The 25,201-nt window shown below is 71.2% G+C and carries 26 protein-coding genes; 8 read left to right on the top strand and 18 right to left on the bottom strand.

Annotated features, from left to right (window positions below):
- Positions 1 to 20: 20 nt before the first annotated feature.
- Both BJY16_RS18190 and BJY16_RS18185 read right to left on the bottom strand, forming a co-directional pair.
- Positions 21 to 446, bottom strand: a complete 426-nt coding sequence (locus BJY16_RS18190) for a MarR family winged helix-turn-helix transcriptional regulator (protein ID WP_185040599.1) — start codon at positions 444 to 446, stop codon at positions 21 to 23.
- Positions 447 to 450: 4 nt separating this feature from the next.
- The gene (locus BJY16_RS18185) at positions 451 to 1,323 is read right to left on the bottom strand and encodes an alpha/beta hydrolase family protein (RefSeq protein WP_185040598.1); all 873 of its coding nucleotides are present in this window, start codon (positions 1,321 to 1,323) and stop codon (positions 451 to 453) included.
- Positions 1,324 to 1,346: 23 nt separating this feature from the next.
- Here BJY16_RS18185 and BJY16_RS18180 point away from each other — a divergent pair, with 23 nt between their 5' ends.
- Complete coding sequence (locus tag BJY16_RS18180; protein WP_185040597.1) at positions 1,347 to 2,249, top strand: endonuclease/exonuclease/phosphatase family protein; 903 nt, start codon at positions 1,347 to 1,349, stop codon at positions 2,247 to 2,249.
- On the opposite strand, the gene BJY16_RS18175 is transcribed toward BJY16_RS18180, so the two are convergent.
- From BJY16_RS18175 to BJY16_RS18155, 5 genes are all read right to left on the bottom strand, one after another.
- Positions 2,246 to 5,017 carry an AbfB domain-containing protein gene (locus BJY16_RS18175; RefSeq protein ID WP_185040596.1) on the bottom strand — a complete coding sequence of 924 codons (2,772 nt, stop codon included), beginning with the start codon at positions 5,015 to 5,017 and terminating at the stop codon, positions 2,246 to 2,248. The genes BJY16_RS18180 and BJY16_RS18175 overlap by 4 nt on opposite strands.
- Positions 5,018 to 5,025: 8 nt before the next feature.
- Entirely contained in the window at positions 5,026 to 6,003 is a 978-nt protein-coding gene (locus BJY16_RS18170; protein ID WP_185046523.1) for an ABC transporter permease, read from the bottom strand.
- Positions 6,004 to 6,005: 2 nt separating this feature from the next.
- Positions 6,006 to 6,965 (bottom strand): ABC transporter permease, encoded by a 960-nt coding sequence (locus tag BJY16_RS18165; protein ID WP_185040595.1) that lies wholly within the window; start codon positions 6,963 to 6,965, stop codon positions 6,006 to 6,008.
- Positions 6,955 to 8,463 carry a sugar ABC transporter ATP-binding protein gene (locus tag BJY16_RS18160; protein ID WP_185040594.1) on the bottom strand — a complete coding sequence of 503 codons (1,509 nt, stop codon included), beginning with the start codon at positions 8,461 to 8,463 and terminating at the stop codon, positions 6,955 to 6,957. Before BJY16_RS18160 ends, BJY16_RS18165 begins: the two co-directional genes overlap by 11 nt.
- A gap of 62 nt (positions 8,464 to 8,525) precedes the next feature.
- Positions 8,526 to 9,599 (bottom strand): ABC transporter substrate-binding protein, encoded by a 1,074-nt coding sequence (locus BJY16_RS18155; RefSeq protein WP_239177536.1) that lies wholly within the window; start codon positions 9,597 to 9,599, stop codon positions 8,526 to 8,528.
- 471 nt (positions 9,600 to 10,070) lie between these two features.
- On the opposite strand from BJY16_RS18155, the gene BJY16_RS18150 reads away from it, so the two are divergent.
- Entirely contained in the window at positions 10,071 to 10,439 is a 369-nt protein-coding gene (locus BJY16_RS18150) for a VOC family protein (protein ID WP_185040592.1), read from the top strand.
- Here the strand turns inward: BJY16_RS18150 and BJY16_RS18145 are convergent.
- The 5 genes from BJY16_RS18145 to BJY16_RS18125 all read right to left on the bottom strand — a co-directional run bounded on the left by BJY16_RS18145 (position 10,436) and on the right by BJY16_RS18125 (position 15,142).
- Positions 10,436 to 10,840, bottom strand: coding sequence for a VOC family protein (locus BJY16_RS18145; protein ID WP_203759054.1), 405 nt, complete (start codon positions 10,838 to 10,840; stop codon positions 10,436 to 10,438). The genes BJY16_RS18150 and BJY16_RS18145 overlap by 4 nt on opposite strands.
- 10 nt (positions 10,841 to 10,850) lie before the next feature.
- Positions 10,851 to 11,291, bottom strand: a complete 441-nt coding sequence (locus BJY16_RS18140) for a helix-turn-helix transcriptional regulator (RefSeq protein ID WP_239177534.1) — start codon at positions 11,289 to 11,291, stop codon at positions 10,851 to 10,853.
- Between the two features lie 32 nt (positions 11,292 to 11,323).
- Positions 11,324 to 12,397, bottom strand: a complete 1,074-nt coding sequence (locus BJY16_RS18135) for a hypothetical protein (protein ID WP_185040589.1) — start codon at positions 12,395 to 12,397, stop codon at positions 11,324 to 11,326.
- Between the two features lie 148 nt (positions 12,398 to 12,545).
- Entirely contained in the window at positions 12,546 to 13,646 is a 1,101-nt protein-coding gene (locus BJY16_RS18130) for an aminopeptidase P family protein (protein ID WP_185040588.1), read from the bottom strand.
- The gene (locus BJY16_RS18125; protein WP_185040587.1) at positions 13,643 to 15,142 is read right to left on the bottom strand and encodes an MFS transporter; all 1,500 of its coding nucleotides are present in this window, start codon (positions 15,140 to 15,142) and stop codon (positions 13,643 to 13,645) included. Before BJY16_RS18125 ends, BJY16_RS18130 begins: the two co-directional genes overlap by 4 nt.
- Before the next feature lie 111 nt (positions 15,143 to 15,253).
- Here BJY16_RS18125 and BJY16_RS18120 point away from each other — a divergent pair, with 111 nt between their 5' ends.
- The 6 genes from BJY16_RS18120 to BJY16_RS18095 are packed head-to-tail and all read left to right on the top strand — an operon-like array spanning position 15,254 to position 21,383.
- Entirely contained in the window at positions 15,254 to 16,495 is a 1,242-nt protein-coding gene (locus BJY16_RS18120) for a threonine/serine exporter family protein (protein WP_239177532.1), read from the top strand.
- Entirely contained in the window at positions 16,492 to 17,706 is a 1,215-nt protein-coding gene (locus BJY16_RS18115) for a threonine/serine exporter family protein (protein WP_185040586.1), read from the top strand. The genes BJY16_RS18120 and BJY16_RS18115 overlap by 4 nt, the downstream gene beginning before the upstream one ends.
- Positions 17,707 to 17,742: 36 nt before the next feature.
- Positions 17,743 to 18,183: a DUF2231 domain-containing protein gene (locus tag BJY16_RS18110; RefSeq protein WP_185040585.1), complete on the top strand. Its 441-nt coding sequence runs from the start codon at positions 17,743 to 17,745 to the stop codon at positions 18,181 to 18,183.
- Complete coding sequence (gene gadC / locus BJY16_RS18105; RefSeq protein WP_185040584.1) at positions 18,180 to 19,628, top strand: glutamate/gamma-aminobutyrate antiporter GadC; 1,449 nt, start codon at positions 18,180 to 18,182, stop codon at positions 19,626 to 19,628. Before BJY16_RS18110 ends, gadC begins: the two co-directional genes overlap by 4 nt.
- The gene (locus BJY16_RS18100; RefSeq protein ID WP_185040583.1) at positions 19,625 to 20,038 is read left to right on the top strand and encodes a hypothetical protein; all 414 of its coding nucleotides are present in this window, start codon (positions 19,625 to 19,627) and stop codon (positions 20,036 to 20,038) included. The genes gadC and BJY16_RS18100 overlap by 4 nt, the downstream gene beginning before the upstream one ends.
- A 4-nt stretch (positions 20,039 to 20,042) precedes the next feature.
- Positions 20,043 to 21,383, top strand: coding sequence for a dipeptidase (locus BJY16_RS18095; protein ID WP_185040582.1), 1,341 nt, complete (start codon positions 20,043 to 20,045; stop codon positions 21,381 to 21,383).
- Between the two features lie 502 nt (positions 21,384 to 21,885).
- Here the strand turns inward: BJY16_RS18095 and BJY16_RS18090 are convergent.
- From BJY16_RS18090 to BJY16_RS18065, 6 genes are read right to left on the bottom strand one after another with little or no spacing between them, the layout of a single operon-like run.
- On the bottom strand, positions 21,886 to 22,422 hold the full coding sequence (locus BJY16_RS18090) for an HdeD family acid-resistance protein (protein ID WP_185040581.1): 537 nt from the start codon (positions 22,420 to 22,422) through the stop codon (positions 21,886 to 21,888).
- Between the two features lie 56 nt (positions 22,423 to 22,478).
- Complete coding sequence (locus BJY16_RS18085; protein ID WP_185040580.1) at positions 22,479 to 22,919, bottom strand: DUF7144 family membrane protein; 441 nt, start codon at positions 22,917 to 22,919, stop codon at positions 22,479 to 22,481.
- Between the two features lie 11 nt (positions 22,920 to 22,930).
- Positions 22,931 to 23,401 carry a hypothetical protein gene (locus BJY16_RS18080; RefSeq protein WP_185040579.1) on the bottom strand — a complete coding sequence of 157 codons (471 nt, stop codon included), beginning with the start codon at positions 23,399 to 23,401 and terminating at the stop codon, positions 22,931 to 22,933.
- Positions 23,398 to 24,075 (bottom strand): potassium channel family protein, encoded by a 678-nt coding sequence (locus BJY16_RS18075; protein WP_185040578.1) that lies wholly within the window; start codon positions 24,073 to 24,075, stop codon positions 23,398 to 23,400. The genes BJY16_RS18080 and BJY16_RS18075 overlap by 4 nt, the downstream gene beginning before the upstream one ends.
- A complete protein-coding gene (locus tag BJY16_RS18070; RefSeq protein WP_185040577.1) occupies positions 24,072 to 24,296 on the bottom strand; it encodes a DUF8691 family protein in 225 nt (74 codons plus the stop codon). The genes BJY16_RS18075 and BJY16_RS18070 overlap by 4 nt, the downstream gene beginning before the upstream one ends.
- An 11-nt stretch (positions 24,297 to 24,307) precedes the next feature.
- A complete protein-coding gene (locus BJY16_RS18065) occupies positions 24,308 to 25,171 on the bottom strand; it encodes a M48 family metallopeptidase (RefSeq protein WP_239177530.1) in 864 nt (287 codons plus the stop codon).
- Positions 25,172 to 25,201: the final 30 nt, after the last annotated feature.

Here is a 25,201-nt window from a genome sequence, read left to right as displayed (position 1 = left end):
CGACCGGGAGCAGCCATCGATCATTCCCGATGCATCGAGACCCGCGTCACATGCTCCAGCCAGCGCTGGACGACCGCCACCTCGGCCTCGTTGAAGCCGGCCGTGAGCTGCGCGTTCAGGTCGTCGACCAGCTCTCGCGCACGGCCGACCGCCTGGTGCCCGCGCGGGGTCAGGGCGAGCCGCACGGCGCGGGCGTCGGCCGGGTCCGGGGAGCGGGTCACGCAGCCGCCCCGCTCCAGGCGGTTCACCAGGCCGCTCATCCCGGACGGTGACGCGCCGAGGGCCGCGGTCACGTCCCCGATCAGGGCGTTCTCGTGGCCGGCGAGGTAGAAGAGCACGCCGGCGCCGGACGCGCCGATCCCGGTGTCCCCGGAACGGGCGTCGATCCAGCGCCGGACCGCGCGGTCGGCGTTGAACAGCAGGAAGATCAGGCGAGGCAGGCGCACGCGGTCATCTTGTCGCCTTCGCCGCGTGGGCGTGCAACCAGGCCACCAGTTCCGGCCAGACCGCGTCACGCACGGTGCGGCGCAGCAGCCCGTGATGCCCGATCATCGGCACCCCGGCGGCGGCCGGCGTGAAGGTCCGCCGCTCCACCTCGGCGCCGGTCAGGTAGGTGGTGAGCGCGTCCATCTGGCCCGGCGTGGACCACGGGTCGTCCGAGGTGCCGACGGCCAGGACCGGGCCGGTCAGGGTCGCGGCCCGGTCCCGGGCGCGCATCGACGGATCGTCGAAGAAGTAGTTGTCCATCCGGGTCCAGCCGCCCCACTCGGCCATCGCGGCGGACGGCAGGTCCTCGCCGAGTCCGAGGCGGCGGGCCGGCACGTAGCCGTAGAAGCGGCCGGCCAGCGGGCCGAGCAGGTGCAGCAGCAGGCGGACCCGGAACCGCTCCATCCGGCTCGGGATGGTGCGGATCGCGGCCACGTGCGAGGCGACGATGACCGAGGCGGCCAGGTCGGTGCCGGCCGCGCCGAGCGCGATGACGTGCCCGCCCAGGCTGTGCCCGAGGGCGAGCCGGGGCAGGCCGGGGAACCGGTCCCGGGCCCAGGCCGCGACGGCCGGCGCGTCCACCCCGATCCAGTCGCGCATGCCGACGTCACGGTGGTCGCGCGGGTGGCCGGACTGGCCGGTGCCCCGGTAGTCGTAGGTGACCGTGGCGATCCCGTGGTCGGCCAGGTAGTCGGCGAAGGCGGCATAGAAGCGCTGCGGGGTCGCGGTCGCCGGGTGCAGGACGAGGACGGCGGCCGGCGCATCGGGCGAGAACAGCGTGGCCGTGATGGCACCGCCGGTGGCGACCGGGATCCGTACCGTCTCGTTATTTCGCATGCGAAATAAGGTAACATCACGCGATGCCGATCTTGTGTGCCGCTGTGGTCACCGCCACACTCCTGCTGGCGCACCGCCTCGTGCCGAACGCGCTGGGCAATCTCGGCAGCCTGATCGAGGCGTTCCTGCCGTGGCTCGTGCTGGCCGTTCCGGCGCTGCTCGCCCTGGCCGCAGTGCGGCGCTCACTGCTCGGCCTGGCCGCCGCGCTGCTGCCGCTGGCCGCCTGGCTGATCCCGTTCGGCGGGCACCTGCTGCCCAGGGACACCCCGGCCGCCGGTCTGATCGCGATGCAGCACAACGTCAGCGACGAGAACCCGGACCCGGCCGGCACCGCCCGCGCGCTGCTCGCGGCGCATCCGGACCTGGTCGCGCTGGAGGAGCTGCTGCCCTCGGCGGCGCCGGCCTACGCGAGCGTGCTCGACGCCGAGCTGCCGTTCCACACGGTCCAGGGGACGGTCGCCCTGTGGTCCCGGTTCCCGCTGTCGGCCGCGGCCGCGGCCGACATCCGGCCGCACGACCTCGGTCCGGACTGGAACCGAGGGCTGCGGGCTGTCGCCCACACGCCATCGGGCGACATCGCGGTGTTCGTCGCCCACCTGCCGTCCGTCCGGATCACGGCAGGCGGATTCCGTTCGGCACGCCGGGACGAGGCCGCCGGTAAGCTCGGCGCCCTGATCGCCGCCGAGCCGATCCCCCGGCTGATCGTGCTCGGGGACCTGAACACCACCGTGGACGACCGCGGTCTCCGTCCGATCGCCTCGTCGACGACACCACTACCGGCCGACTTCGCCTTCACCTGGCCGGCCGCCGCCCCGGTCGCCCGCATCGACCAGGTGCTGACCCGGTCGATGCGGGTGACCCGGCTGCGGGCTCTGCCCCCGACGGCGAGCGACCACCGGCCGCTCGCCGCCGAGATCGGCTTCTAGGACCAGGCCGCTGCCACGGTCCAGGAAGCGTCCGCGGAAAGCTGCTGCGGACGGTTCCGGTCGGCGCCGACGCCGGCCGAGATCCACGCCTGGGAGTCGTAGTGGCGCAGGTAGCTGCCCGGGAAGTTGATCGACTCGAAGGTCACCCCGGTACCGCCCAGACCCGGGCGGGCACAGAAGGTGGCGTCCGCGGCGAACAGCGCCGAGCCGTCGTTGCCGGCCAGCCGGATCCGGCTGTCGGCGTGCCGGAGGAACTGGCCCGGGAAGTTGACCGACTCGAAGGAGTAGCAGGACGAGTCGGCCAGACCGTGCCGCAGGGTGAAGGTGGCGTCCTGCTTGAGCAGGGCGCCGCTTCCCGCGTCGACGTGCTCGGTCCAGCCCAGGCTGTTCGCGTGCCGCAGGTAACGGTCGGTGTAGCCCCACGTGGTGACCTGCAGCGAGCGCCGCACGTCGAACGGCAGGACGACCGAGCTGCGCCACTGCGCCGGGTTGCTCACGTTCCAGGTGGCGTCGGCGGCGAACTGCGCGCTGCCGTCGTTCGCCCCGAGGACCACGTTCTCCGATTGGTGCCGGAGGAACGAGCCCGGGAAGTTGTACGACGCGAACGACGTGCCGCCGGCCGCCAGCCCGGCACGCGAGCACCAGGTGGCGTCGGCCCGGAACGTGCCGCCGGTGTCCGAGTCGATCCGGACCTGGCCGGCCGCGTGCCGCAGGAACCTGCCCGGGAAGTTGACCGCCTCGAACGAGTAGCAGTGCGGGTCGGCCAGACCCGCGACGGTACGGAACGACGCGTCCTGCCGCGCGGTGTCCCCGGCGATCACGTCGGTACGGGCCAGCGAGTTCGCGTGCCGCAGGTAGCGGTTCGTCAGCCCGGGGTTGGTCACCTGGAACGACCGGACGTGCCCGAGGGTGAGCGGGACCGCCGCGTTCAGGTTCTTCGACGCGTTGATCAGGTTGGTCAGCGCGGTGCGGACCTGGCCGGTGTCCACCTTCTGCACCTGGCGGTCGTAGGTGAGCAGCCCGTTGTACTCGCCCTCCACGTCGGTGATCTCGGTGTAGACGAAGCCGGACAGGCCCTTCGAGGTCATCAGCCGCTCGGAGTCCCGGATCATCCCGGTGAACCGGTCGTTGAGCTGGGCGTTCGAGGACATCTGCTCGTACGCGAAGAACTGCCCGTTCGGGCTGTACTCGTGCCCCGGCGTGCGCAGGCCGAGCCCGCCGAACTCGCCGAGGATCGCCACGCGGGACGAGCTGGGCGTGGGTGAGTCCGGTCCGGTGTAGATGTGCCAGTCGATCATGTCCCCGGTGCCGGGGTCGCCCTTGGAGGCGCAGCAGTTGAAGCCGCTGTGCGGGTTCATCAGCCGGGTCGGGTCGTAGTTCTTCAGGTCCCGGGTGATCCGCTGGGTGTCGGCCAGGTTCCACTCGCCCCAGCCCTCGTTGAACGGGACGTAGGTGATCACCGCCGGGCTGAACCGGTGCTCGTCGACGATCTCGCGGGCTTCCTTCTCGTACTCGGCGATCTGCGCGGCGGTCTTGGTGTCGTCACCCCCGGACGGGATGTCCTGCCAGACCAGCAGGCCGAGCCGGTCCGCCCAGTAGTACCAGCGGGCGGGTTCCACCTTGATGTGCTTGCGGACCATGGTGAAGCCCAGGTCCTTGTGCTTCTGCAGGTCGAAGGCGAGCGCCGCGTCGGTGGGCGCGGTGTACAGCCCGTCCGGCCAGAAACCCTGGTCGAGGGTGCCGGCCTGGAAGACGAACTCGCCGTTCAGGGTCGGCCGGAGCACCCCGTTGACCACCTTGGTGCCGACCTCACGCATGCCGAAGTAGCTGGTCACCTGGTCGACGGTGACGCCGGACGCGGTACGCAGCGAGACGCGCAGGTTGTAGAGGTAGGGGTCGTCCGGCGACCACAGGCGCGGGCTGGGCACCGGGACGGTGAACTCGGTGAAGCCACCCGTGGCGCTGCCGACGACCGTCGAGCCCGCCATGGATTCGGCGAAGGCACTGAACCCGGTGACATCGCCGCGGGTGAACACCCGCACCCGGACCGTCTTGGCGGCGATGTTCGGATAGATGTCGACCGAGTAGATCGACGACGGGGCGGTCGGCTCCAGCCACACCGTCTGCCAGATCCCCGAGCTCGGCGTGTAGAAGATGCCGCTCGGGTTGGTGGTCTGCTTGCCGGCCGGCTGCTCCTCGCCCCGGCCGTTGGTCGGGTCGTAGACCCGCACGATGATCTCGTTGGTGCCGCCGTTCAGCGCGTCGGTGACGTCCACCTCGAACCGGTCGTAGCCGCCCTTGTGGGTGGTCACCTGCCGGCCGTTGACCCAGACCGTGGCCTCGTAGTCGACCGCGCCGAAGTGCAGCTGCACCCGCCGCCCGGCCCACCCGGCCGGCACGGTGAAGGTCCGGCGGTAGAACATCAGGTCCCGGTCGTCGTTGCGCATGATCCCGGAGAGCGCGGACTCCACCGGGTAGGGCACCAGGATCCGCTCCGGCAGGGCCTGCCCGATCGGCGGCGCGGCGTTGCGGTCCACAGTGGTCGGATTGAGGAACTGCCACTCGCCGTTGAGCGACTGCCAGTCCGGACGGGTCATCTGCGGGCGGGGGTACTCGGGGAGCGGGTTCGTCGTGGAGACCTGGTTGGTCCACGGCGTGGTGAGCGGAGGCGTCTTGGGGGTGACGGCCGCGGCCGGCCCGCCGGTGGCCACGATGCCACCGGCGACCAGCGCGAATGCGGCCACCGCTCGGAGGACGAGGCGGCGCATCTGACTCCTTAGGGGGATTTCGTGCGTCTGGCCCGGGCCAGGTAGGTCTGGGCCACCACCACAGCGGCGAGGAACGCGCCGCTGATCACCTGTTGCCAGTTGCTGTTGACGTCACCGTTCTGGTTGATCAGGTTCTGGATGACGCCGAGCAGCAACACACCCGCGACCGTGCCGGCGATGGATCCGGCGCCGCCGGTGAGCAGAGTGCCGCCGATCACCACGGCGGCGATGGCGTCGAGTTCCATGCCGCTGCCGAGGACGGTGACGCCGGAGCCGAGCTTGGCCGCGTTGATCGCGCCGGCCAGCCCGGCGAGCAGGCCGGAGAGCAGGTAGACCCAGACCTTGATCCGGCGCACCGGCAGGCCCATCAGCGCGGCGGCGTCCTCGCTGCCGCCGATCGCCTGCACCCCGTGGCCGAACCGGGTGCGGTTGAGCAGCAGCACGCCCAGGACGACCAGGACCGCGGCCAGCCAGACCTGGATGCCGACGCCGAGCAGCGAGCCGGTGCCGATCCGGTGGAAGGCGTCGTTCTCGACCAGGTAGGTGGTCGAGCCCTCGTCGCTGATGCTGCGCATCAGGCCGCGGGCGCCGAGCAGCGAGGCCAGGGTCACGATGAACGGCGCCATCCCGGTTCGGGAGATCAACACCCCGTTCAGTACGCCGATCGCCCCGCACAGCAGCAGCGGCGCGGCCAGCGCGGCGACGAACCCGTACGGCGAGGCCCAGGCGGCGACCACGCCACCGAGCGCGTAGAGCGAGCCGACCGACAGGTCGATGCCGCCCGTGATGATCACGAAGGTCATCCCGAGCGCGATCAGCATCGGCGGGGCCGCCGCGATCAGGATCGTCCCGGCGTTGTCCACACTGCGGAAGCCGGGGAACAGGGCGAGGCTGACCACCACCACGGCGAACAGCACGGCCAGCGCGCCCTGGCGCTGCACCACGCCGGCCATCCGGCCGGGGTTGGCGGGAAGTGTGGCGGACATGGTCACCGGGTCCTCCTCTCCCGGGCCACGTAGACCGCGACCAGGATGATCACGGCCTGCACCATCTCGGTGGTGGACGGCGGGAGATCGTGTTTGATCATGGTGGCGACCACCAGTTGCATGAGCAGCGCGCCGGCCACGGTGCCGAGCACCCGGACCCGGCCGCCGGTGAGCGGGGTGCCGCCGACCACCACCGCGGTGATCGCGGACAGCTCGATCAGCAGGCCGACCGCCGAGGCGTCGCTGGACTGGATCCGGGCGACGGAGAGCAGCCCGGCGATCGAGGCGAGCACCGCGCAGAGCACGTAGACCCCGATCAGCACCCGCTTGACCGGCAGGCCGGCCAGCTCGGCGGCGGGCCGGTTGCCGCCGATGGCGAGCAGCCGACGGCCGAAGACGGTACGCCGGATCACGAACGCGACCACCAGCACCAGCAGCGCGGCGATCCACACCAGCACCGGCACGCCGAGCAGGTCACCGGAGCCGAGGTAGAGGAAGTCCTCGTTGCGGACGTCCTTGAGCTGACCGCCGGAGATCACCACGGCCAGGCCGCGGCCGCCGACGAACAACGCCAGCGTGGCCACGATCGGTTGCAGACCGACCTTCGCCACCAGCACGCCGTTGGCCAGGCCGACCGCGACGCCGGCCAGCAGCGAGACGGCGATCGCGGCGATCACGCCGTAGCCCAGGTAGAGCGGGATCAGCGCGGCGGCCAGCGCCATCACCGAGCCGACCGACAGGTCGATGCCCTCGGTGCCGATCACCAGGGCCATGCCCATCGCGACGATCACCACCGGCGCCGCCTGGATCAGCTGGATCCGCAGGTTGCTCAGGGTCAGGAAGTACGGCGTGAACGCGACGTTGTAGAGGATCAGCAGCAGGATCGCGGCGTAGACGCCGTACTTCGGCAGCCAGGCCTTGTTGACCGCCCACCGCGGGCGGGCGAGAGCGTCAGTGGTCATCCGCGGCCTCCGCGATCGTGGCCATCAGGGCCTCGGTGGTCACCCGGTCGCCGGTCAGGGTGCCGACCACCGCGCCGTCGCGCAGCACCACCACCCGGTGGGCGCCCTCGACCAGCTCCTCGGCGTCCGAGGAGACCAGCACGACGCCGAGCCCCTCGCCGGCCAGCTCGTCGATCAGCGCCTGCACCTCGGCCTTGGCGCCGACGTCGATGCCCCGGGTCGGCTCGTCGAGCAGCAGCACCTTGGGGCCGGTGGCGAGCAGCCGGGCCAGCAGCACCTTCTGCTGGTTGCCGCCGGACAGATCGCCGACCACCTGGTGCGGGCTGGACGCCTTGATCCGCAGCCGCTTCATGTAGGTGTCCACGACCTCGTCGATCTTCCGGTCGCTGACCAGGCCGAAGCGCGTCATCCGGGGCAGGATGGCCAGCGCGATGTTGTCCCGGATGGACAGTCCCGGGACGATGCCCTCCGCCTTGCGGTCCTCCGGCTGGGTGGCCACGCCGGCCCTGACCGCGTGGACCGTGCTCGGCTTGCCCAGCTTGACGCCGTCCACCTCGATCTCGCCGGCGTCCACCGGGTAGGCGCCGCCGATCGCCTTGACCGTCTCGCTGCGGCCGGCGCCGAGCAGGCCGCCGAGCCCGACCACCTCGCCGGGGCGTACCTCGAAACTGATGTCGTCGAGCCGCGGCCGGCTGGTCAGGCCGGTCACCCTCAGCACCGGCTCGCCGGTCTCGTCGCGCACCGGCACCTCGGTGAAGCTGGTGAAGTCCGCACCGAACTCCCGGCCCAGCATCAGCGAGACCAGCTTGCGGCGCTCCAGGTCGGCCATCCGGCCGGTGTGCACCAGCTTGCCGTCGCGCAGAATGGTGACCGCGTCGCAGATCTGGTAGAGCTCGTCCAGCCGGTGCGAGACATAGATGATGCCGATGCCCCGGGCGTGCAGGTCCCGGATCACGCCGAAGAGCGTCTCCACCTCGCGCGGCTCCAGCGACGAGGTGGGCTCGTCCATCACCACCACCTTGGCGTCGATCATCACGGCCCGGGCCAGCGCGACCATCTGCTGCGCGCCGAGCGGCAGGGTGCCGAGCCGGCGGCGGACGTCGGCGCGGACCCCGTAACCGGACAGGATCTCGGTGGCCTGGTGCACCATCCGGGCCTCGTCCAGCAGCCCGAACCGGTTGCGGGGCTCGCGGCCGAGGAACAGGTTGTGCGCCACGCTCATCAGCGGGACGAGGTTGACCTCCTGGTAGATGGTCGAGATCCCGGCGCGCTGGGCGTCCAGCGGGGTGCCGAACCGGGCCGGTTCCCCCTGGTAGCGCAGCTCGCCGCCGTCCGGCTGGTAGACCCCGGTGAGTACTTTGATCAACGTCGACTTGCCGGCTCCGTTCTCCCCCACGAGCGCGTGCACCTGACCCGGATCCAGGGTGAAGGACACCCCGTCCAGCGCGCGCACACCCGGGAAGATCTTGGAGACACCGGCCACTTCCAGCAGCGCCATGCGCCGCCCTCCTCCGTGCCGGACCGGCGCCCGGCCGACCAGGCCGGGCGCCGGAGGATCACTTAGTACGCGCTGCTCAGGTCGGTCTTGGCGTTGCTCTCGTCGTAGGCCCGGTCCTGGATGATGATGTCCTGGCCGACCGGCTTGCCACCGAAGAAGTCGGTCGCGGTGGAGAAGGCCAGCGGGCCGAAGCGCGGGTTCGACTCGATGACCGAGGAGATCCAGCCGTCGGCGATCGCCTGGACGGCGCCCTTGGTGCCGTCGATCGACACGATCTTCACGTCACCGGCCTTCTTGCCGGCGCCCTTCAGCGCGGTGATCGCACCCAGGGCCATCTCGTCGTTCTCCCCGTAGATGCCGTTGATCTTCGGGTTGGACTGCAGCAACTGCTCGGCGACCTTCTGCCCGTCCTCCCGGGAGAAGTTGCCGGTCTGCTCGAAGGTGATCTTGATGTCCGGCGCGATCTTCGCCATCTGGTCCTTGAAGCCGCTGGTCCGCAGCGTGGTCACGTTGTTGCCGGGCGAGCCCAGCAGGATCGCCACCTCACCCTTGTTGCCCAGCGCCTTGGCCATCGCGTCGGCGGCCCGCTTGCCCTGCTCGGCGAAGTCCGAGCCGATGAAGCTCAGGTAGTCCTTGCAGGCGGTGGCGTTGATCTTCCGGTCGATCGTGATGATCGGGATGTGCTTGGCCGACGCCTTGGCGAAGACCGAGTCCCAGCCGTCCGAGTTGAGCGGCGCGATGATCAGCAGCTGCACGCCGCCGTCGATCATCTGCTCGACGTCGGCGATCTGCTTCGGGAACTGCGAGTTCGCGTTCGTGGTCTTCAGGTTGGTGATGCCCAGCTTGGCGGCCTCGTCCTTGATCGACTGGGTCTCCGCGATCCGGAACGGGTTCGCCTCCTTCTCCGACTGGGAGAACCCGACCTGCGCCGTCTTCAGGTCGATCTTGGAGGCTCCGTACTGCTCCGCGGTGCAGGTGGCGGAGCCGGCCGCGGCGGACTGGACGACCTGGGTGGCGGCGGGGCCCGCGCTGGAGCCGCCGCCGCTGCTGCCGGAGTCCTCGCTCTTGGCACAGGCGCCGGCGCCGAGCAGGAGCGCAGCGGCGGCGAAGGTGGCGGCAACGGTTTTCGGGCGCACGAAAATGACGTTATTGAACATGGAGCCCCCTCAAAGCCAAACGGCTTCACACGCAAACGATGGTGGATCACTCACTCGTCCGATCAGGAACTCACACATTCACCCATCGACGCTCGTTATCTGTCAAGACCCCTAACGGTAACCGGGACGAAACGTGACATCACCGCGATGTGAACGCTCACGTACGGACGGCGACGCAGGCGGCGGGCCGACCGCCTCCGCTTATCGGCCGACTCGTGTGCACAAACATCCATAGGGTACGAGTCGGGCACTTGATCTATCAAGATCGATCACGCGACCCCGCACGCGAAGCCGTCCGGGCTGGTCAGGACGGGTACGCGGGGCTTCCGGCCGTACCGCGAACCGGTGTTGATCTGGAAGAGACCGGGGAGGTCACGCGCGCCCGGGGGCGGCGACCTCGACCCGGTTCGATCTTGCCCTCAACTCGGCTTCAGCTTGCATGATCGTCCGATGACGATCGAACACGCGGCGCTGCGGATCGCCCGGCCGTGCACCGACCTGGACGCCGTCGGGCGCTTCTACCTCGACGGTCTCGGGCTGGCCGAACTCTTCCGCAAGCCGGACCTGCTGATGGCCGGCCCGCGCGGCGGGTCCTGGCACCTGGAACTGGTCGCCGGCCACCTGCGGCCCACCCCGACCGAGGAGGATCTGCTCGTCCTCTACCTGGGTGAGCCGGTCGACCCGGCGCTGGTGGCCCGGCTGGTGGCACACGGCGGGACGGTGGTCCCGCAGGGCGAGTACTGGGACCGTTGGGGTGTGACCGTGGCCGACCCGGACGGGTACCGCCTGGTCCTCTCCACCCGGTCCTGGTCGAACTAGAGCTGGTTGATCCGGAGCATGTTGCCGGACGGGTCGCGGAAGGCGCAGTCCCGGATCCCGTACGGCTGGTCGGTCGGCTCCTGGACCACGTCCGCGCCGGCGGCCACCAGCCGCTCGAAGACGCCGTCGAGATCCTCGGCGCCGAGCACCAGCCCGGCATAGGTGCCCTTCGCCATCATCTCGGCGATCATCCGCCGCTCATCCTCGGTGATGCTCGGATCGGCGGCCGGCGGGGTCAGCACGATCGAGGTCGGCTGGCCCTTCGGCCCGACCGTGATCCAGCGCATCTCGCCGTACCCGACGTCCTTGCGGACCTCGAAACCGAGCACGTCACGGTAGAACGTGACGGCCGCCTCCGGGTCGTCGTGCGGAAGGAAACTCGCGTGAATGCTGATGTCCATGCCGCCCATGCTAGGAACGCGCGACCGGCCGGACTTCTCGATTCCTGACCGGTCTGGTCACCTGTTTCGCCAGGCAGGCCGGGATGCCGTCGGTGGCGCCGGCCTCGGTCCGCCGGTACTCGCTCGGGGAGACGCCGACCAGCTGGGTGAACCGGGTGCTGAAGGTGCCCAGCGAGGAACAGCCGACCGCGAAACACACCTCGGTGACGCTGAGATCGCCGCGGCGCAACAGGGTCATGGCCCGCTCGATCCGCCGGGTCATCAGGTAGCCGTAGGGCGACTCGCCGAAGGCCAGCTTGAACTCCCGGCTGAGGTGGCCGGCCGACATGGCGGCACCCCGGGCCAGCGCCTCGACGTCGAGCGGCTGCGCGTAGTCACGGTCGATCCGGTCCCGGACCCGCCGCAGCCGGACCAGGTCCCGCAGCCGCTGCTCGCGCCCCGACCTGCTCACCCCAGGCATCCTGCCACGCCGCCCCGGCCCGGTCAGTAGGGCGGCTGGGAGTTGCCACCCGGTCCCGGGTCGTCCGGGTCGCCGTAGTCCGGGTAACCGGGGTCGTCCGGCCGAGGCTGCGGCGGGGTGGTGCCGTTGGCCGCGTGCCGGGGTGGTGGGTAGTTGTCGGGGTCGTCGTCGAGCGGCTCGCCGTATTCCGTGGTCCTCGGCGCCGGCGCGGACGGCGGGGTGGCGTCGGCGGGGGCGGCGTGCTGGGCCGGGTAGACCGTGGTGGGGCCGGGGGCCGGTTCCAGCGCGGCGGTGAGCGCGGCGAGGATGGCGTCCAGCCGCGGCCGCAGCATCCGCCAGTCGCGGCCGGCCGCCACCGCCTCGTTCTCCGCGTCCACCGCGATCACCAGGTCGCGGAGCATGCCGCTGATCCCGCCGGCGTAGGCGGACCGCTCCTCGTCCGGCGCGGTCTGCACGATCGCCGCCCAGCGCGCCTCCAGCGAGGTGAGATCGTCGCGGACCGGCGGCCAGGCCAGTCCCCGCTGCCCGGCGTCCGCGCTGGTCAGCACCGGCGGCAACCGGCTGCCGAGCACCGTCCGGGTCTCCCCGGCCAGTCCGCGGGACTCGCCGTCCCAGGCGGTGACCTTCCGGTTGCGGCCGTAGAGCAGCACCCCGACCAGCCCGGTGAGCAGCGCGATCAGCAGCAGCCAGCCCCAGACGCCACCGTCGCCGCCGTCGCCCTCCTCGGCGGCCGGAGCGGCCACCACGGCGGAGGTGGAGGTCGCGGCCGGCGTCGGCTCCTGCGTCTTCGTCGGCTCCTGCGTCTTGGTGGGCTCCTGCGTCTTCGTCGGCTCCTGCGTCCTCGTCGGCTCCTGGGTCCGGGTCGGCTCGGCGGTCCGGGTCTCGCGGGTGCGGGTCGGCTCCGGCTGCGCGGTCTCGGTGGTTTGCTCCTCGGTGGGCGTCGGCCGGGTGGTCCGGTCCGCGGTGCGCTCCACGGACGGCCGGGTCGACGGCAACCCTTCCGGCTTGTTCTCCCCGCTGCACGCCGACAGGCCGCCGAGCAGCACCCCGGCCACCGCGAGCGCCGCGAGCGGACGCCGATAACGCGGAGACTCCATCGGTTCCTCTTTCCTGAAGGCGTCTTTCCTGAAGGCGTCGGGGCGGGATGGCGGGGCGCCGGCCAAACAAGTGGCGGTACTACGGCCGGCGCCCCGCAACGCCACGGGCGACCCCCATCGGCCGCGGCGCTCCCTGAGGAGAGGTCGGTCAGGCCACGACCTGCAGGTCGTGGCTGGTGTTGTTCAGCCGCCGGCCACCGGTCCCGGTCACCGTGACGATGTCCTCGATCCGCACACCGAGCCGCCCGGGCAGGTAGATCCCCGGCTCGATGGAGAAGCACATCCCGGGGACGAGCGGCTGCTCCTCCCCCTCGACCAGGTACGGCGGCTCGTGCGTGGTCAGCCCGATGCCGTGCCCGGTCCGGTGGATGAAGTACTCGCCGTACCCGGCCTCGTCGATCACCCGCCGTGCCATCCGGTCCACCTCCTGGCAGGGGATGCCCGGGCGGACCGCCTCGAACGCGGCCTGCTGCGCCCGCCGGACCACGTCGAAGATCTCCTGCTCCTCGGTGGTCGGCGGGCCGACGTGCACGGTCCGGGTGGTGTCCGAGCCGTACGAGTCCTTGAGGCCGCCGAAGTCGAGGACCACCATGTCGCCGCGCTGGATCACCCGGTCGCCCATCTCGTGGTGCGGGTTGGCCCCGTTCGGCCCGGAGCCGACCACGGTGAAGTCGACCTGGGAGTGCCCGTGCTCGGTGAGCAGACGGGCCAGGTCGGTGCCGATCTCGCGCTCGGTGCGACCCTCGAACCGTACCGAGATGATCTGCTCGTAGGCCGCGTCGGCGGCCGCGCCGGCCGCCGCGAGCCGGTCCACCTCGTCGGCGTCCTTGACCGCCCGCAGCATCGGCAGGCTCCCGGTCATCGAGGTGTAGGACGACCCGGGCAGCGCCTGCTGGAGGCCGAGCAGGTGCATCGCCCACGCCGAGTCGGAGATCGCGTACCGGCCGCTCGGGTCGAGCAGCCGGACCGCCGCGGCGTACGGGTCACTGCCGTCCGCCCAGTCGGTGATCGCCACCGGGGCGCCCTCCGCGTCCGGGCGCTCCAGCACCGGCACGATCAGGTGCGGGTCGTGGTCGGCGTCCAGGACCAGCATGGTGATCCGCTCGGTGATCGCGGTCGGCTGGTACCCGGTGAAGTAGGTGAGGTCCGGGCCCGGCGTGACGAGCAGCCCGGTGAGGCCGGCCTCGGCCGCCTGGGCCACCGCGCGTTCCATCCGCTGGATGTAGTCCTTGCTGGTGAACGGGGTCATCGAGGTCCTCCGGTAGTGGCCGGCTGCGGCCGGGTCGGGATCGTGTGGCTGGTCGCCGCGGCGGCCGCCGCGAGGTGGACGGCGGCGGCCCGCTCCGCCCGGTGCCGGCGCAGCAGCAGCACCAGGGCCACCCCGCTGACCGACATCAGGGCCAGCAGCACCGCGCCGGCGCCGAGCCCGTCGGCCAGCCCCACGGCGGTGTCCCGCCCGTCGGTGGCCGCGGTGGAGACCGTGGCGGCGGCCGCGACGGCGAGCGATCCACCGACGTAGCGGGCCATGTTGGAGATGCCGGACGCCTGGCCGACCTGGTCGTCGTCGACCGCGCTGGTCGACGCGGACGAGGCCGGGCCGTTGGCCAGCCCGAGCCCGATCGAGAGGACGATCAGCGGGAGGACGAAGGCGCCGTAGCTCCAGGACGGGCTGACGAACGCCAGCGCCACGCAGCCGACGGTGGAGAGTCCGAACCCGATCGCGACGGCGTACCTCGGGCCGATCTTCACCGCGAGCGGGGTGATCAGCGGGGTGATCGCGATCATCGCGGCCGCGGCCGGCAGTGTGGCCAGGCCCGCCTCCAGCGCCGTCATGCCGAACCCGTTGGGATCCTGGAAGTAGAGGCTGAGCAGGTACATCAGCGCGTTGATCACGCCGGCCACCAGCAGGATCGCCAGCGCCGCGCCGACCAGCACCCGGTTGCGCAGCAACTGGAGGTCGACCAGCGGCGCGGCGGCGCGGCGCTCCACGAAGACGAAACCGACGCCGCCGAGCACCGAGACCACCAGGCAGACGATCACCGGCAGCGAGAACCAGCCCCACGAGCTGCCCTCGCTGAGTGCCAGCACCAGCGGGACCAGCAGGACCGCGACCAGCACGGTGCCCAGCACGTCGATCTGCCGCGGCCGGTCCGGATCGCGCGACTCCGTCACGGTGAACCAGGTCAGCGGGATGCACAGGGCGGCGATCAGCGCGTCGATCCAGAACAGGCCCTGCCAGCCGGTGGAGCCGACCAGCAGGCCGCCGATCAGCGGGCCGGCCGCGCCGCCGACCGCCGAGGCGGCGCCCCACAGCGTGATCGCCTTCATCTGCCCGGCGCCGGACGAGCCCACCGAGAGCAGGCTCATCCCGCAGGCCAGGATGGTCGAGCCGGCCGCGCCCTGGATCATCCGGCCGGCGATCACCCCGGCGGCCGCCGAGGAGAGCGCGATCAACGCGCAGGAGAGCACGAAGAGGACCAGGCCGCCCAGGAAGATCCGGCGGCGGCCGAAGACGTCGCCGAGCGCGCCGGAGGTGACGATCACCGCGGCGCCGACCAGCATGTAGCCGGTCACCGCCCACTGCAGGGTGTCCACCGAGGCGCCTACGTCCTGGCTGATCGCCGGGAGCAGGATCGTCACGGCCGACGTGTTCGCGTTCACCACCAGGGCGGACACACAGGCGGCGAGCAGGACACCGAGTCCTGCCGCGCGATTGGTCTGTGCCGGTGAATCCGTCGCCGCCATCGGCCGCCCCTCCCTTTTTCGATGCCGCCAGCCTCTCCGGCGGCGCCGCGGACCGGCATCGCTCGCGCCGGATGAATCGCTGGGCCCGCGCACCGCCTACCTTCGGAGCCCATGGCCGAGTCGACCATGTCGCTCGCTCCGGCGGACGAACAGGACCTCCAGCAGTTCCTGCTCTTCCTGGGCAGCGCGCTCACCGCCGCCGGCGAGGCGGTCAACCAGATCGAGGAGCACCTGCTCAAGGTGGCGGCCGTCTACGGCGCCCCGCAGGCCCGGGTCAGCGTGCTGCCGACCTATCTCGTGGTGGCGCTGGAACCGGGCCGGCCGGCCACCCTGGAACCGACCCGGCAGCTGCGCGGCGGGCTCCGGCTGGACCAGACCGCCGCGGTGTTCGACCTGCTCCGGGCGGCGCAGCAGGGCAAGCTGCCGCCCGCGCTGGGCAGCCGTCAGGTGCTCGCCGCGGTGGAGATGCCGCCCCGGTTCGGCCCGGCCACCCGGGTCACCGGGCACGCCGTGCTGATCGTCGGTATCTGCCTGATCCTGGCGCCGACCTGGGGTGACATCGCGCTGTCCGCGGTCTTCGGGGTGCTGGTCGGGATCCTCCGGCTGGTCGGCGCCCGATGGGCCAGCGCCCAGATGATCATGCCGGTGATCGCCGCGTTCGCGGTCTCCGCGGTGACCTTCTGGCTGGCCGGCAGCGGATGGGCGGAGGCCGACCTGCGCGCCATGGTGGCCCCGCTGGTGACCTTCCTGCCCGGCGCGATGCTGACCATGGGCGTGGTGGAGCTGTCCGCGTACGAGATGATCACCGGCTCCAGCCGCCTGGTGGCCGGCGCCCTGCAGTTGCTGCTGCTGGCCTTCGGCATCATCGGCGCGGCGCATGTCGCCGGGGTGCCGGCGCCGGCCGCGCCCACCGACGTCGCGGCGAACACGGTCGGCTGGTGGGCGCCCTGGGCCGGGGTCCTGATCGTCGGGATCGGCAACTACCTGCTGCACGCCGGGCCGCGGCGGTCGTTCTGGTGGCTGCTGCTGGTGCTCTACTCCGGATTCGCCGCGCAGTTCCTCGGCAACCTGGTGCTCGGCGGCTACCTGAGCGGGTTCGTCGGCGCGCTCGCCCTGACCGTGGTCGCCTACCTGGTGGAACGCCGGCCGTCCGGGCCACCGGCGCTGGTCTGTTTCCTGCCCGGGTTCTGGTTGCTGGTGCCGGGCGCGCTCACCCTGATCGGGGTGACCGAGTACCTCGGGCAGGACACGGTCCGCGGGATCCAGGACCTGATCGGCTCGGTCGGCACGATGGTCTCGATCGCGCTCGGCGTGCTGTGCGGGCACCCGCTGGTCCGGGCGATGACCCGATGACCACCACCGAGAGGGAGCTGCTCCAGTTCCTCGGGCCGCTCACCGGGATGCTGCTGGCGTCCAGCTTCGAGGGGACGATGCGGTGCGAGGCGATCGTCCGGGACGTCGCCGCCGCGTACGGGCACACCGTGGAGGTGACCTTCCTGGCCGACGCGGCGGTGCTCACCGTCGGCGAGCGCACGCTGTCCTTCGCCCGGGAGCCCGGGGTGCCGCCGTTGCACCGAGTTTCCCTGATCAAAGCGCTGCTGAGCAGGGTGTACAGCGGCGGTCTGTCCGCTTCGGACGCGACGGACCAGCTCCACGCGATCCGCCGGCTGCCGGGCCGCTGGTCGAGGCCCTGGCAGGTGCTCGGCCTGGTCGCGTTCACCGTCGGCTTCGGGATCTCGGTCCAGGCCACCTGGCAGCAGGTCGGCGTCTCGGCGCTGACCGGCCTGCTGATCGGCCTGCTGGTGGTGGCCGGCGGCCGGCGCCGCGGGCTGGTGCTGATCGAGCCGTTCCTCGCCTCGCTGCTGGTCACCGCGGTGGTGCTGACCCTGCACCAGCACGACCTGATCGCCGGCGGCCCGATCCAGCTGATCGTCCCGGCGCTGTTCTACTTCATCCCCGGCGACGCGATCACCGCGGCCGCCCTGGAGCTGGCGGTGAACCGGATGACCGCGGGCGCCGCCCGGCTGGTCTACAGCATGGTGGTGCTCCTCATCCTGGCGTTCGGCGCACTGATGGCGACGGTGCTGCTCCAGGTGCCGCAGAGCGCCCTGTACGACGTGACCGTCCCGGGCAATCTGGGCCCGGTGGCCGTGTGGGGCGGCTGGGTGCTGTTCGCCGCCGGGGTGATGCTGACCTTCTCGATGGCCCCGCGGGACTTCCCGTGGGCGCTCGGCCTGGTCCTGCTCACCGCTGCGGTGACCGAGGTGGGCACCCGCTCGCTGGGCGACCCGGCCGGCACCTTCCTGGGCGCGGTGGTGATGATGGCGACCGCGCTGCTGCTCGGCCGGCGGCCCGGCATGCCTCCCGCCTACGTCCTCTACCTGGGCGCGTTCTACGTGCTCACCCCGGGTTCGCACGGGCTGCGCGGGCTGGAGAGCTGGATCGGCGGCGACCCGATCCAGGGCGTCACCGGACTCGCCGACATGGTCTCGCTGCTGGTCGCGATCGCGGTCGGGATGCTGGTCGGCGCGGCAACGGTCGGACGGTTCATCCGTACGGGGTGACGCTCCCGGCCGCCGGAACCCGGACCGTCGGGGGATATGCGGAGACGTAACCCGGTGGAGCCGGCGCTGCTCATGTTCCCGCTCGGCCTCTTCCTGGTCGCGGCCATCCTGGACCTGGCCACCCTGGCCGGGGCGCCGTCGATGGTGGGCACCCTGGCGTACTGGAATGTGCTCGCCGGTCTGGCCGGCGGCGTCCTCGCCGCGGTGATCGGCCGCCCGCGGGCCGCGATCCTGCTCGCCGACCTGGGGGTGCTGTTCCTCTTCGCGGTGCTCGCGATGATCCGGGTGCGCACCGGCGACCGCACCGTCGATCCCGGCCTCTTCCTGCTGGAACTGCTCGGCTGCGGGTCGGCGCTGGCCGCCTCGTGGTTCGGCGGACGCCTCGATCCGAACCGTTCTCCAGGGATGAGGCGATCCGCATCCAGGCACGCCGATGATTCCGCCGGGATCACACCTATCCGAAGGGAGTCAGCGTGAGCGCTGAGGCGGAAAACCAGGCGACTTCGCCGCCGAAGTCCGCGCGCGCGGTGTCCTACATCTCCTGGGTGGCACTGGCACTGATGACCACCAGCTCGGTGGCCAGCCTTCGCCCGGCGCCGACCATGGCGGTCTACGGCCTCGCCAGCATTTTCCTCTACATCGTGCCGGCCATCGTCTTCCTGCTGCCGACCGCGCTGGTCTCCGCGGAGCTGGCGTCCGGCTGGAACGGCGGCGTCTACAACTGGGTCAGCCAGGGCCTGTCCAAGCCGATGGGCTTCCTCGCGGTCTGGTGCCAGTTCGCGATGACCATCTTCTACTACCCGAGCCTGCTCGGTTTCGTGGCCAGCACGCTGGCCTATGTGATCAACCCGGACCTGGCCTCCAGCGGCCTGTGGACCGCCATCGTGATCATGGTCTGTTACTGGACCGGTGTCTGGGTGTCGTCCCGCGGCACCAAGGGCGTCGCCGGCCTGGCCAGCGGCGGACTGATCATCGGCACGCTGATCCCCGGCGTGCTGCTGGTGGTGCTCGGCATCGCCTTCCTCGGCCAGGGCAACGAGTCGGCCGCTCCGATGACCGCCGACCACCTGCTCCCGGCCTGGGCCGGGCTGTCCAGCCTGGTGCTGATCGTGAACAACTTCCTGTCCTACTCGGGCATGGAGATGAACGCGGTGCACGTCTCCTCGCTGCGCCAGCCGGGCAAGGAGTTCCCGCGGGCGATGTTCCTGGCCATGGGCCTGGTGCTGCTGATCTTCATCCTGCCGGCCCTGGCGATCAGCTGGATCGTGCCGGCCGACGAGCTGTCCCTGACCGCCGGCGTGATGCAGGCGTTCGACGCGGTGTTCGCCGCCTTCGACTCGCAGTGGCTCACCCCGATCCTCGGCGTGATGCTGGTGGCCGCGTCGCTGGGTGGCATGCTCACCTGGCTGGCCGGGCCGTCCCGCGGCCTGCTGCTGATCTCGCGGACCGAGGGGTACCTGCCGCCGTACCTGCAGAAATTGAACAAGAACGGCGTGCAGCAGAACATCCTGGTGGTCCAGGGCCTGGTCACCACCGTGATCGCGCTGGCCTACGCGTTCATCCCGGACGTGTCCAGTGTGTACTGGATCTTCTCGGTGATCACCACCCAGGTCTACCTGATCATGTACCTGCTGATGTTCGTGGCCGCGGTACGCCTGCGCCGCAACCAGCCGGACCACCCGCGCGGCTACCGGGCCCCGATGCTGACCGCCCTGTGCGGGGTCGGTTTCGCCGCCTCGCTGGCCGCCCTGCTGATCGGCTTCGTCCCGTCGTCGCAGTTCGGCGGCGGCAGCGTCTGGACCTACCTGGCGATCGTCGCGGGCGGCGCGCTCGGGCTGGGCCTGCTGGTGCCCTACCTGTTCTACCGGGCCCGGAAACCGTCCTGGAAGACCGCGTCGGCCGAGGAGGAGGTGCCGGCATGAGCGAGAAACGGTTCCTCGTCTACCTGGTCAGCGGGATCCTGTTCGTCCTGCTCGCCGGGGTCGGGCTGGTCCGCTACCACGGCAAGAAGGAGACCGAGCAGGCCACCGCGAAGGCCGAGCAGCTGCAGTCCGAGCTGGGTGCGGCCGGGCTGCGGGTGCCGTCCACCGAACAGATCGCCCGGGTGCTCGGCGACGACGGCGGCGCGATCTGCTACGACCCGGGCGACGCGCTCCGGCGCGGCGTCCTCTACGGGATGATCACGAACGGCGCGGCCGGCCCCGGCCAGCGTCCGGTCATCGTGGACAGCCGCATCCTGACCGGCCAGCTGCTGATCATCAAGGTGTACTGCCCGCAGTACATCGAGTCGTTCCAGGAGATCATCGACAACGTCAAGAAGGCCGAGGTGTGACGGCGTGGACCTGCGAGCCAACATCAGCGAGCTGATGCCCCGGGCCCGGGCCGACCTGGCCGACCTGGTGGCGATCCGCTCGGTGGCCGACCCGCGGCAGTTCCCGCCGGAGGAGTGCGAACGGGCGGCTACCTGGGTGGTGGACCGGTTCGCCGAGGTCGGCTTCACCGACCTGGGCCTGCACGAGACCAGCGACGGCAGCAAGGCGGTCTACGGGCAGCGGGCGGCGAACCGCCCGGACGCCCCGACCGTGCTGCTCTACGCGCACTACGACGTGCAGCCACCGCTCGACGACGACGCCTGGCGGACCCCGCCGTTCCAGCTCACCGAAGCGAACGGGCGCTGGTACGGCCGGGGCGCCGCCGACTGCAAGGGCAACATCGTCATGCACCTGACCGCGCTCCGGGCCCTCGGCGACGCCGGCGTCCCGGTCAACCTGAAACTCATCGTCGAGGGTTCCGAGGAACAGGGCACCGGCGGGCTGGAGGACTTCGTCGTCGGCAACCCGGAGCTGCTGCGCGCCGACGCGATCCTGGTCTGCGACACCGGCAACGCGGCGGTGGGCCAGCCGGCCACCACGGTGACGCTGCGCGGCCTGGTCAACGTGGTGGTCACCGTCTCGGCCCTGGACGGGGAGCTGCACTCCGGCATGTTCGGCGGGGCCGCCCCGGACGCCCTCGCGGCGCTCATCCAGATCCTGTCCACGCTGCGGGACCGGGCCGGGAACACCACGATCGCCGGGCTCACCCACGACCAGACCTGGACCGGCGCGCCGTACCCGACCGAGCAGTTCCGGGCGGACGCCGGCCTCCAGGACGGCGTCGGCCTGCTCGGCGACGGATCGGTCTCGGACATGATCTGGGCGAGGCCGGCGGTCACCGTGCTCGGCCTCGACTGCCCGCCGGTGATCGGCTCGGCGGCCGCCATCCAGCCGCGCGCCCGGGCCCGGCTCAACCTCCGGGTGCCGCCCGGCACGGACGCGGTCAAGGCGCAGGACGCGCTGATCGCGCACCTGCACGCGGCGGCGCCGTGGGGAGTGCGGGTGGAGGTCGTCAAGGAGGCGCTGGGGCAGCCCTTCGAGGCCCGCACCGGCGGCCCGGCCTACCGGGCGCTGGCCGGGGCGATGCGGGACGCCTACGGCCGGGAGATGACCAGTCTCGGCCAGGGCGGCTCCATCCCCCTGGCCAACGTCTTCGCCGACACCTACCCGGACGCGGAAATCGTCCTGATGGGCGTCGAGGAGCCACTCGCCCTCATCCACGCCCCGAACGAGAGCGTCGACCCCACCGAGATCGCCAACCTGGCCCTCGCGGAGGCGCTCTTCCTGCAGCGATACACCAAGTAACCCCGCGGAACCGGGCCCGGCGCTGGAGGAAGGCGCCGGGCCCTTCGTTCTCTGGTCGAGGACCATCCCCGCTGCCGCGATGCCGCTGACATTCTTGCGGATGGCTTTCTGGTACGACTCGCAGCGCTGTGCGAGCCGGCCCGCGAGGCTGCGGCCCGCTTACGGCCACGGCGCGTGTCGTGCGGGTCCGCCGGGGGAAACCGCGAGGCCGCGGCCCACGTCGGCCACGACGCGACCCCACGGTTTGCGGCCTGGCCGAAGCGGGCGGGCGACGAGGCCGGGCGGACGACGGGGTTTCGGTGACCAACCGCGGACATCGAAGGGGGTCGGTGATCGTTCTGGACGCGCCAGCGTCCTGATCACCGACCCCTGCCCCGCGCGGGAGCATGCGATCCGCACCCCGGCGGACCCGCGTCAACGAGGATCTTGAAATTGATCTCCGGAGTTCGCCACGGAAAGGCGTAGAGGAGCCCGGGGCACCCGGACTCCTCTACGCCGTGAATCACACCGCCACCGGATCCCTGGAGCGCAGGCCGGCGATGCCGGTGATGATGCCGCCGATGCCGACGAAGCAGAGCGTCGTGGCGCCGATGAAGACGAACGTGGCCAGGCCCAGGCCCGGCCAGACCAGGACCGCGATCGCGGCCAGGACCGCGAAGACGCCCAGGCCGATCCGCCAGCCGACGCCCTCGCCGCGGTGCCCGATGCTGGTGAAGATCTCCGCCAGCCCTTCCAGCAGCCAGCCCAGCGCCACGATGACCAGCAGCAACGTCACCGATCCGGCCAGGTTGCGCATGCAGAGGATGCCGAGCAGGCCGACCAGCACCCCGAAGATGACCCCGAGCACCCGGCCGGCCACCGGCGAGTCCGGGGTGAAGACGAACTGCAGGACCCGGATCACGCCGACGATCAGCAGATTCAGTCCGAACAGGAACCCGACCACCTTCAGTGTCGCCGACGGCCAGGCGAACGCCACGATGCCCAGCACCAGGGCGAGCACCCCGGCCACCAGGGCCAGCCAACCCGCTTTTCGTCCCATTCATGCCCCCTCAAGGCAAGAGGGGGACCCGGCCGACCGGCCGGGTCCCACCGTGATCAGCGGTACCGGACCTCGCGGCCGTGCACCGACAGGGCGTAGATGATCAGGACGTCGGTGGCGATCATGATGGTGCACCAGACCGGGTAGGCGGGCAGGAACATCAGGTTCGCCAGGGCGCTCACCGCGGCGATGATGATGCCCACCACGCGGGCCCACATCTGGCCGAGGAAGATCCCGATGCCGGCGAGCACCGCGATCACCCCGAGCAGCAGGTGGGTCCAGCCCCAGACGGTGTAGTCGACGTTCAGCACCAGGCCGGACTCGGTGGCGACGTAGTACTCGTCCTTGAAGATGGCGACCAGGCCCTCGATGGCCTGGAAGCCGCCCATCAGCAGCAGCATGACACCGGCGAAGACCACCATGCCGACCCAGGCCGTGGGTTCGCGATGTGCCGTCGGCGGAAGGTAGGGGGTCTCCTGATCCCGCAGGTCTGCCATGTCGATTCCTCTCAGTTCAGGTTCTCGGGGCGCCGGAGCGGCGCCCGAGGGAGGTCGCTGAACGCGGCGGCCAGGTACATGCCGACCAGCTCGGTGCGGGCCGCCGCGTGCGCGGCCACCTCGATCACCTCGCCGTCGGCGGTGCGCAGCCGCACCGCGATCGGGTTGCGCCCGCACTTGCGCCCCTCGCGGAGCGGCAGCACGTAGACGCCTTTCGGGGTGACCTGCGCGGCCAGCCGGACGGTCCGGTCCAGGACCGGGCCGCGCCGGATCACCAGCACCTCACCGGACCAGCGCGCCCACATCCACCGGGACCAGCGCCGGCGGAGGCGCCGCCAGCCCGCCGGGGGCCGGCCGACGGTCCGGATCCGGCACTCGAAGGTGGGACCGTCCTCGGCGAAGGCCCGGCGCTTGCGCCGCTCCCGTCCGACGGCGAGCGCCAGGAGCAGGACAAAGACGAAGATGGACGTCGATATCGTCACCGGACCTCCCGTTCGGTCGCGTCATCCCCGGTGGATGAGTCCCGTTTCCAGTTCCGGGGGCGCCAGGCCTCCACCACCTTGGCCACCGCGGTGACCAGGAAGAGCTGCCCGACCAGCGCCTCGATCACGGCGATCGTCTGGCCCGGGTTGCCGGCCGGGACGAAGTTGCCGTAGCCGGTGGTGGTCACCGTGACGAAGCTGAAGAACAGCGCGTCGGCCAGCGACGGATCGCCCTGCGCGCCGAAGAGCGGACCGGGCTGGAAGACCGCGACACATCCGTAGGCGAACCCGAAGGCCATCCCGATCAGCAGGTACGCCGCCAGCGCCCCGAGCATCGTCTGCCCGTCCACCCGGTGCCGGCGCCCCAGGTCCCGGACGATGGCGATCGGCGCCAGCAGGTACAGCGCGCTGGCCGCGGAGAAGGCCACCCCGCTCAACGTCCGCGCCTGGCTGAACGCGTTCACCGTGGCCGTGACGATGGCGAGCAGGAAGACCAGCCCGCCGGCCACCCGGAGCCCGCGGTGCGCCCCGGCCACCCGCAGCGACTGCCACACCGTCGCGGTCTGCACGAACAGCAGCAGGGTCACCAGCCATCGCTGCTCCGCGGAGAGCGCCAGCACGTACGTGCTCACGATCAGGAGCAGGACCAGGCCGTACCCGTAGCGGAGGTTCATCCGGCCGGGTCGTCGTCCGCCGGTAGGCGGCGCACCTCGATCAATCGCAGCCCGAGCCCGTGGATCCGGGAGATCAGGCCGACCACCGCGGACTGATCCGGCAGATTCCCGTGCAACACGGTCTCCGGCGGCTCGACGCTCACCGTCAAGTCACGTAGTTCGGCGAGCACCTCCTCCGGGATCACCCCGGAGACTCGGACCTGGTAGGTCGCATCCGGCATCACTTCGCCCCCTATTTCACGAACTGTTCGGAGCCGGCCGCGGGCGAGGGCCGCGTATGTTTCAGCAGCCCGAGCCGGAACAGCCGCTCGATGCGGCGCACCGTGAACGGGTGCGACTGCGGCAGCTGCGCCAGTTCCACCCAGAACCCGCGCAGTGCCTTGCCCTGGCGCAACAACTGGTCGACGTCGGTGGTGTGCTCGGTGTGCCGCCCCGAGGCCAGCAGCACCAGGCCGGACGCGCCGGACGGGCACAGGAAGGCGCCGTGCCGGTCGCAGGAGTACTCCCGCAGCCGGGACAGGGTCGGGCCGAGCACCGGGATCCGCTCCGAGTAGGCGACCGAGAGCTGGTACCACAGCGAGACGTGGTGCAGCCGGATGTGGCCCAGCTCGTGGCCGAGGATGAACCGCAGCCCTTCGCGGTTGTTCTGCCGCAGGTTCACGAAGAGCTCGTTGGCGAGCACCACGTAGTCGTGCCCGGTGGCCTGCGCCGCGAAGGCGTTCAGCGTGCCGTTCCCGTTGGCCAGGTAGAGCGACGGCCGGCGGGGCAGCCCGAGGCGGTGCGCGAAGTCGTCGGCGGTCCGGTACAGGTCGCCGTACTGGTGCGGGTTCAGTTCGACCGCGGTGCCGCGGACCGCGGCGCGCTGCGTCTCCCGGATGATCACCAGAGCCGGCACCAGGAGGAGCAGCCCGAAGAAGGCGCTGCGGATCGCGGCGCCCCACCCCGAGTCGACCACCCGGTCGGGCAGGAAGGGCAGCGCGATCGCGGCCTGCAGGATCACCCAGATGATGATCAGGTTGAGCACCACCATGAACACGTAGAACGGCATCTCGGCCGGGTGCCGCAAGCGCTTGCCGACCGCTGATGACGTCGACACAGCCCATCTCCTCTCCTCATCGGCCCGCGG

It is taken from the genome of Actinoplanes octamycinicus, from assembly GCF_014205225.1.
Classification (GTDB): domain Bacteria; phylum Actinomycetota; class Actinomycetes; order Mycobacteriales; family Micromonosporaceae; genus Actinoplanes; species Actinoplanes octamycinicus.
This window is presented reverse-complemented; position numbering and strand designations above follow the sequence as displayed.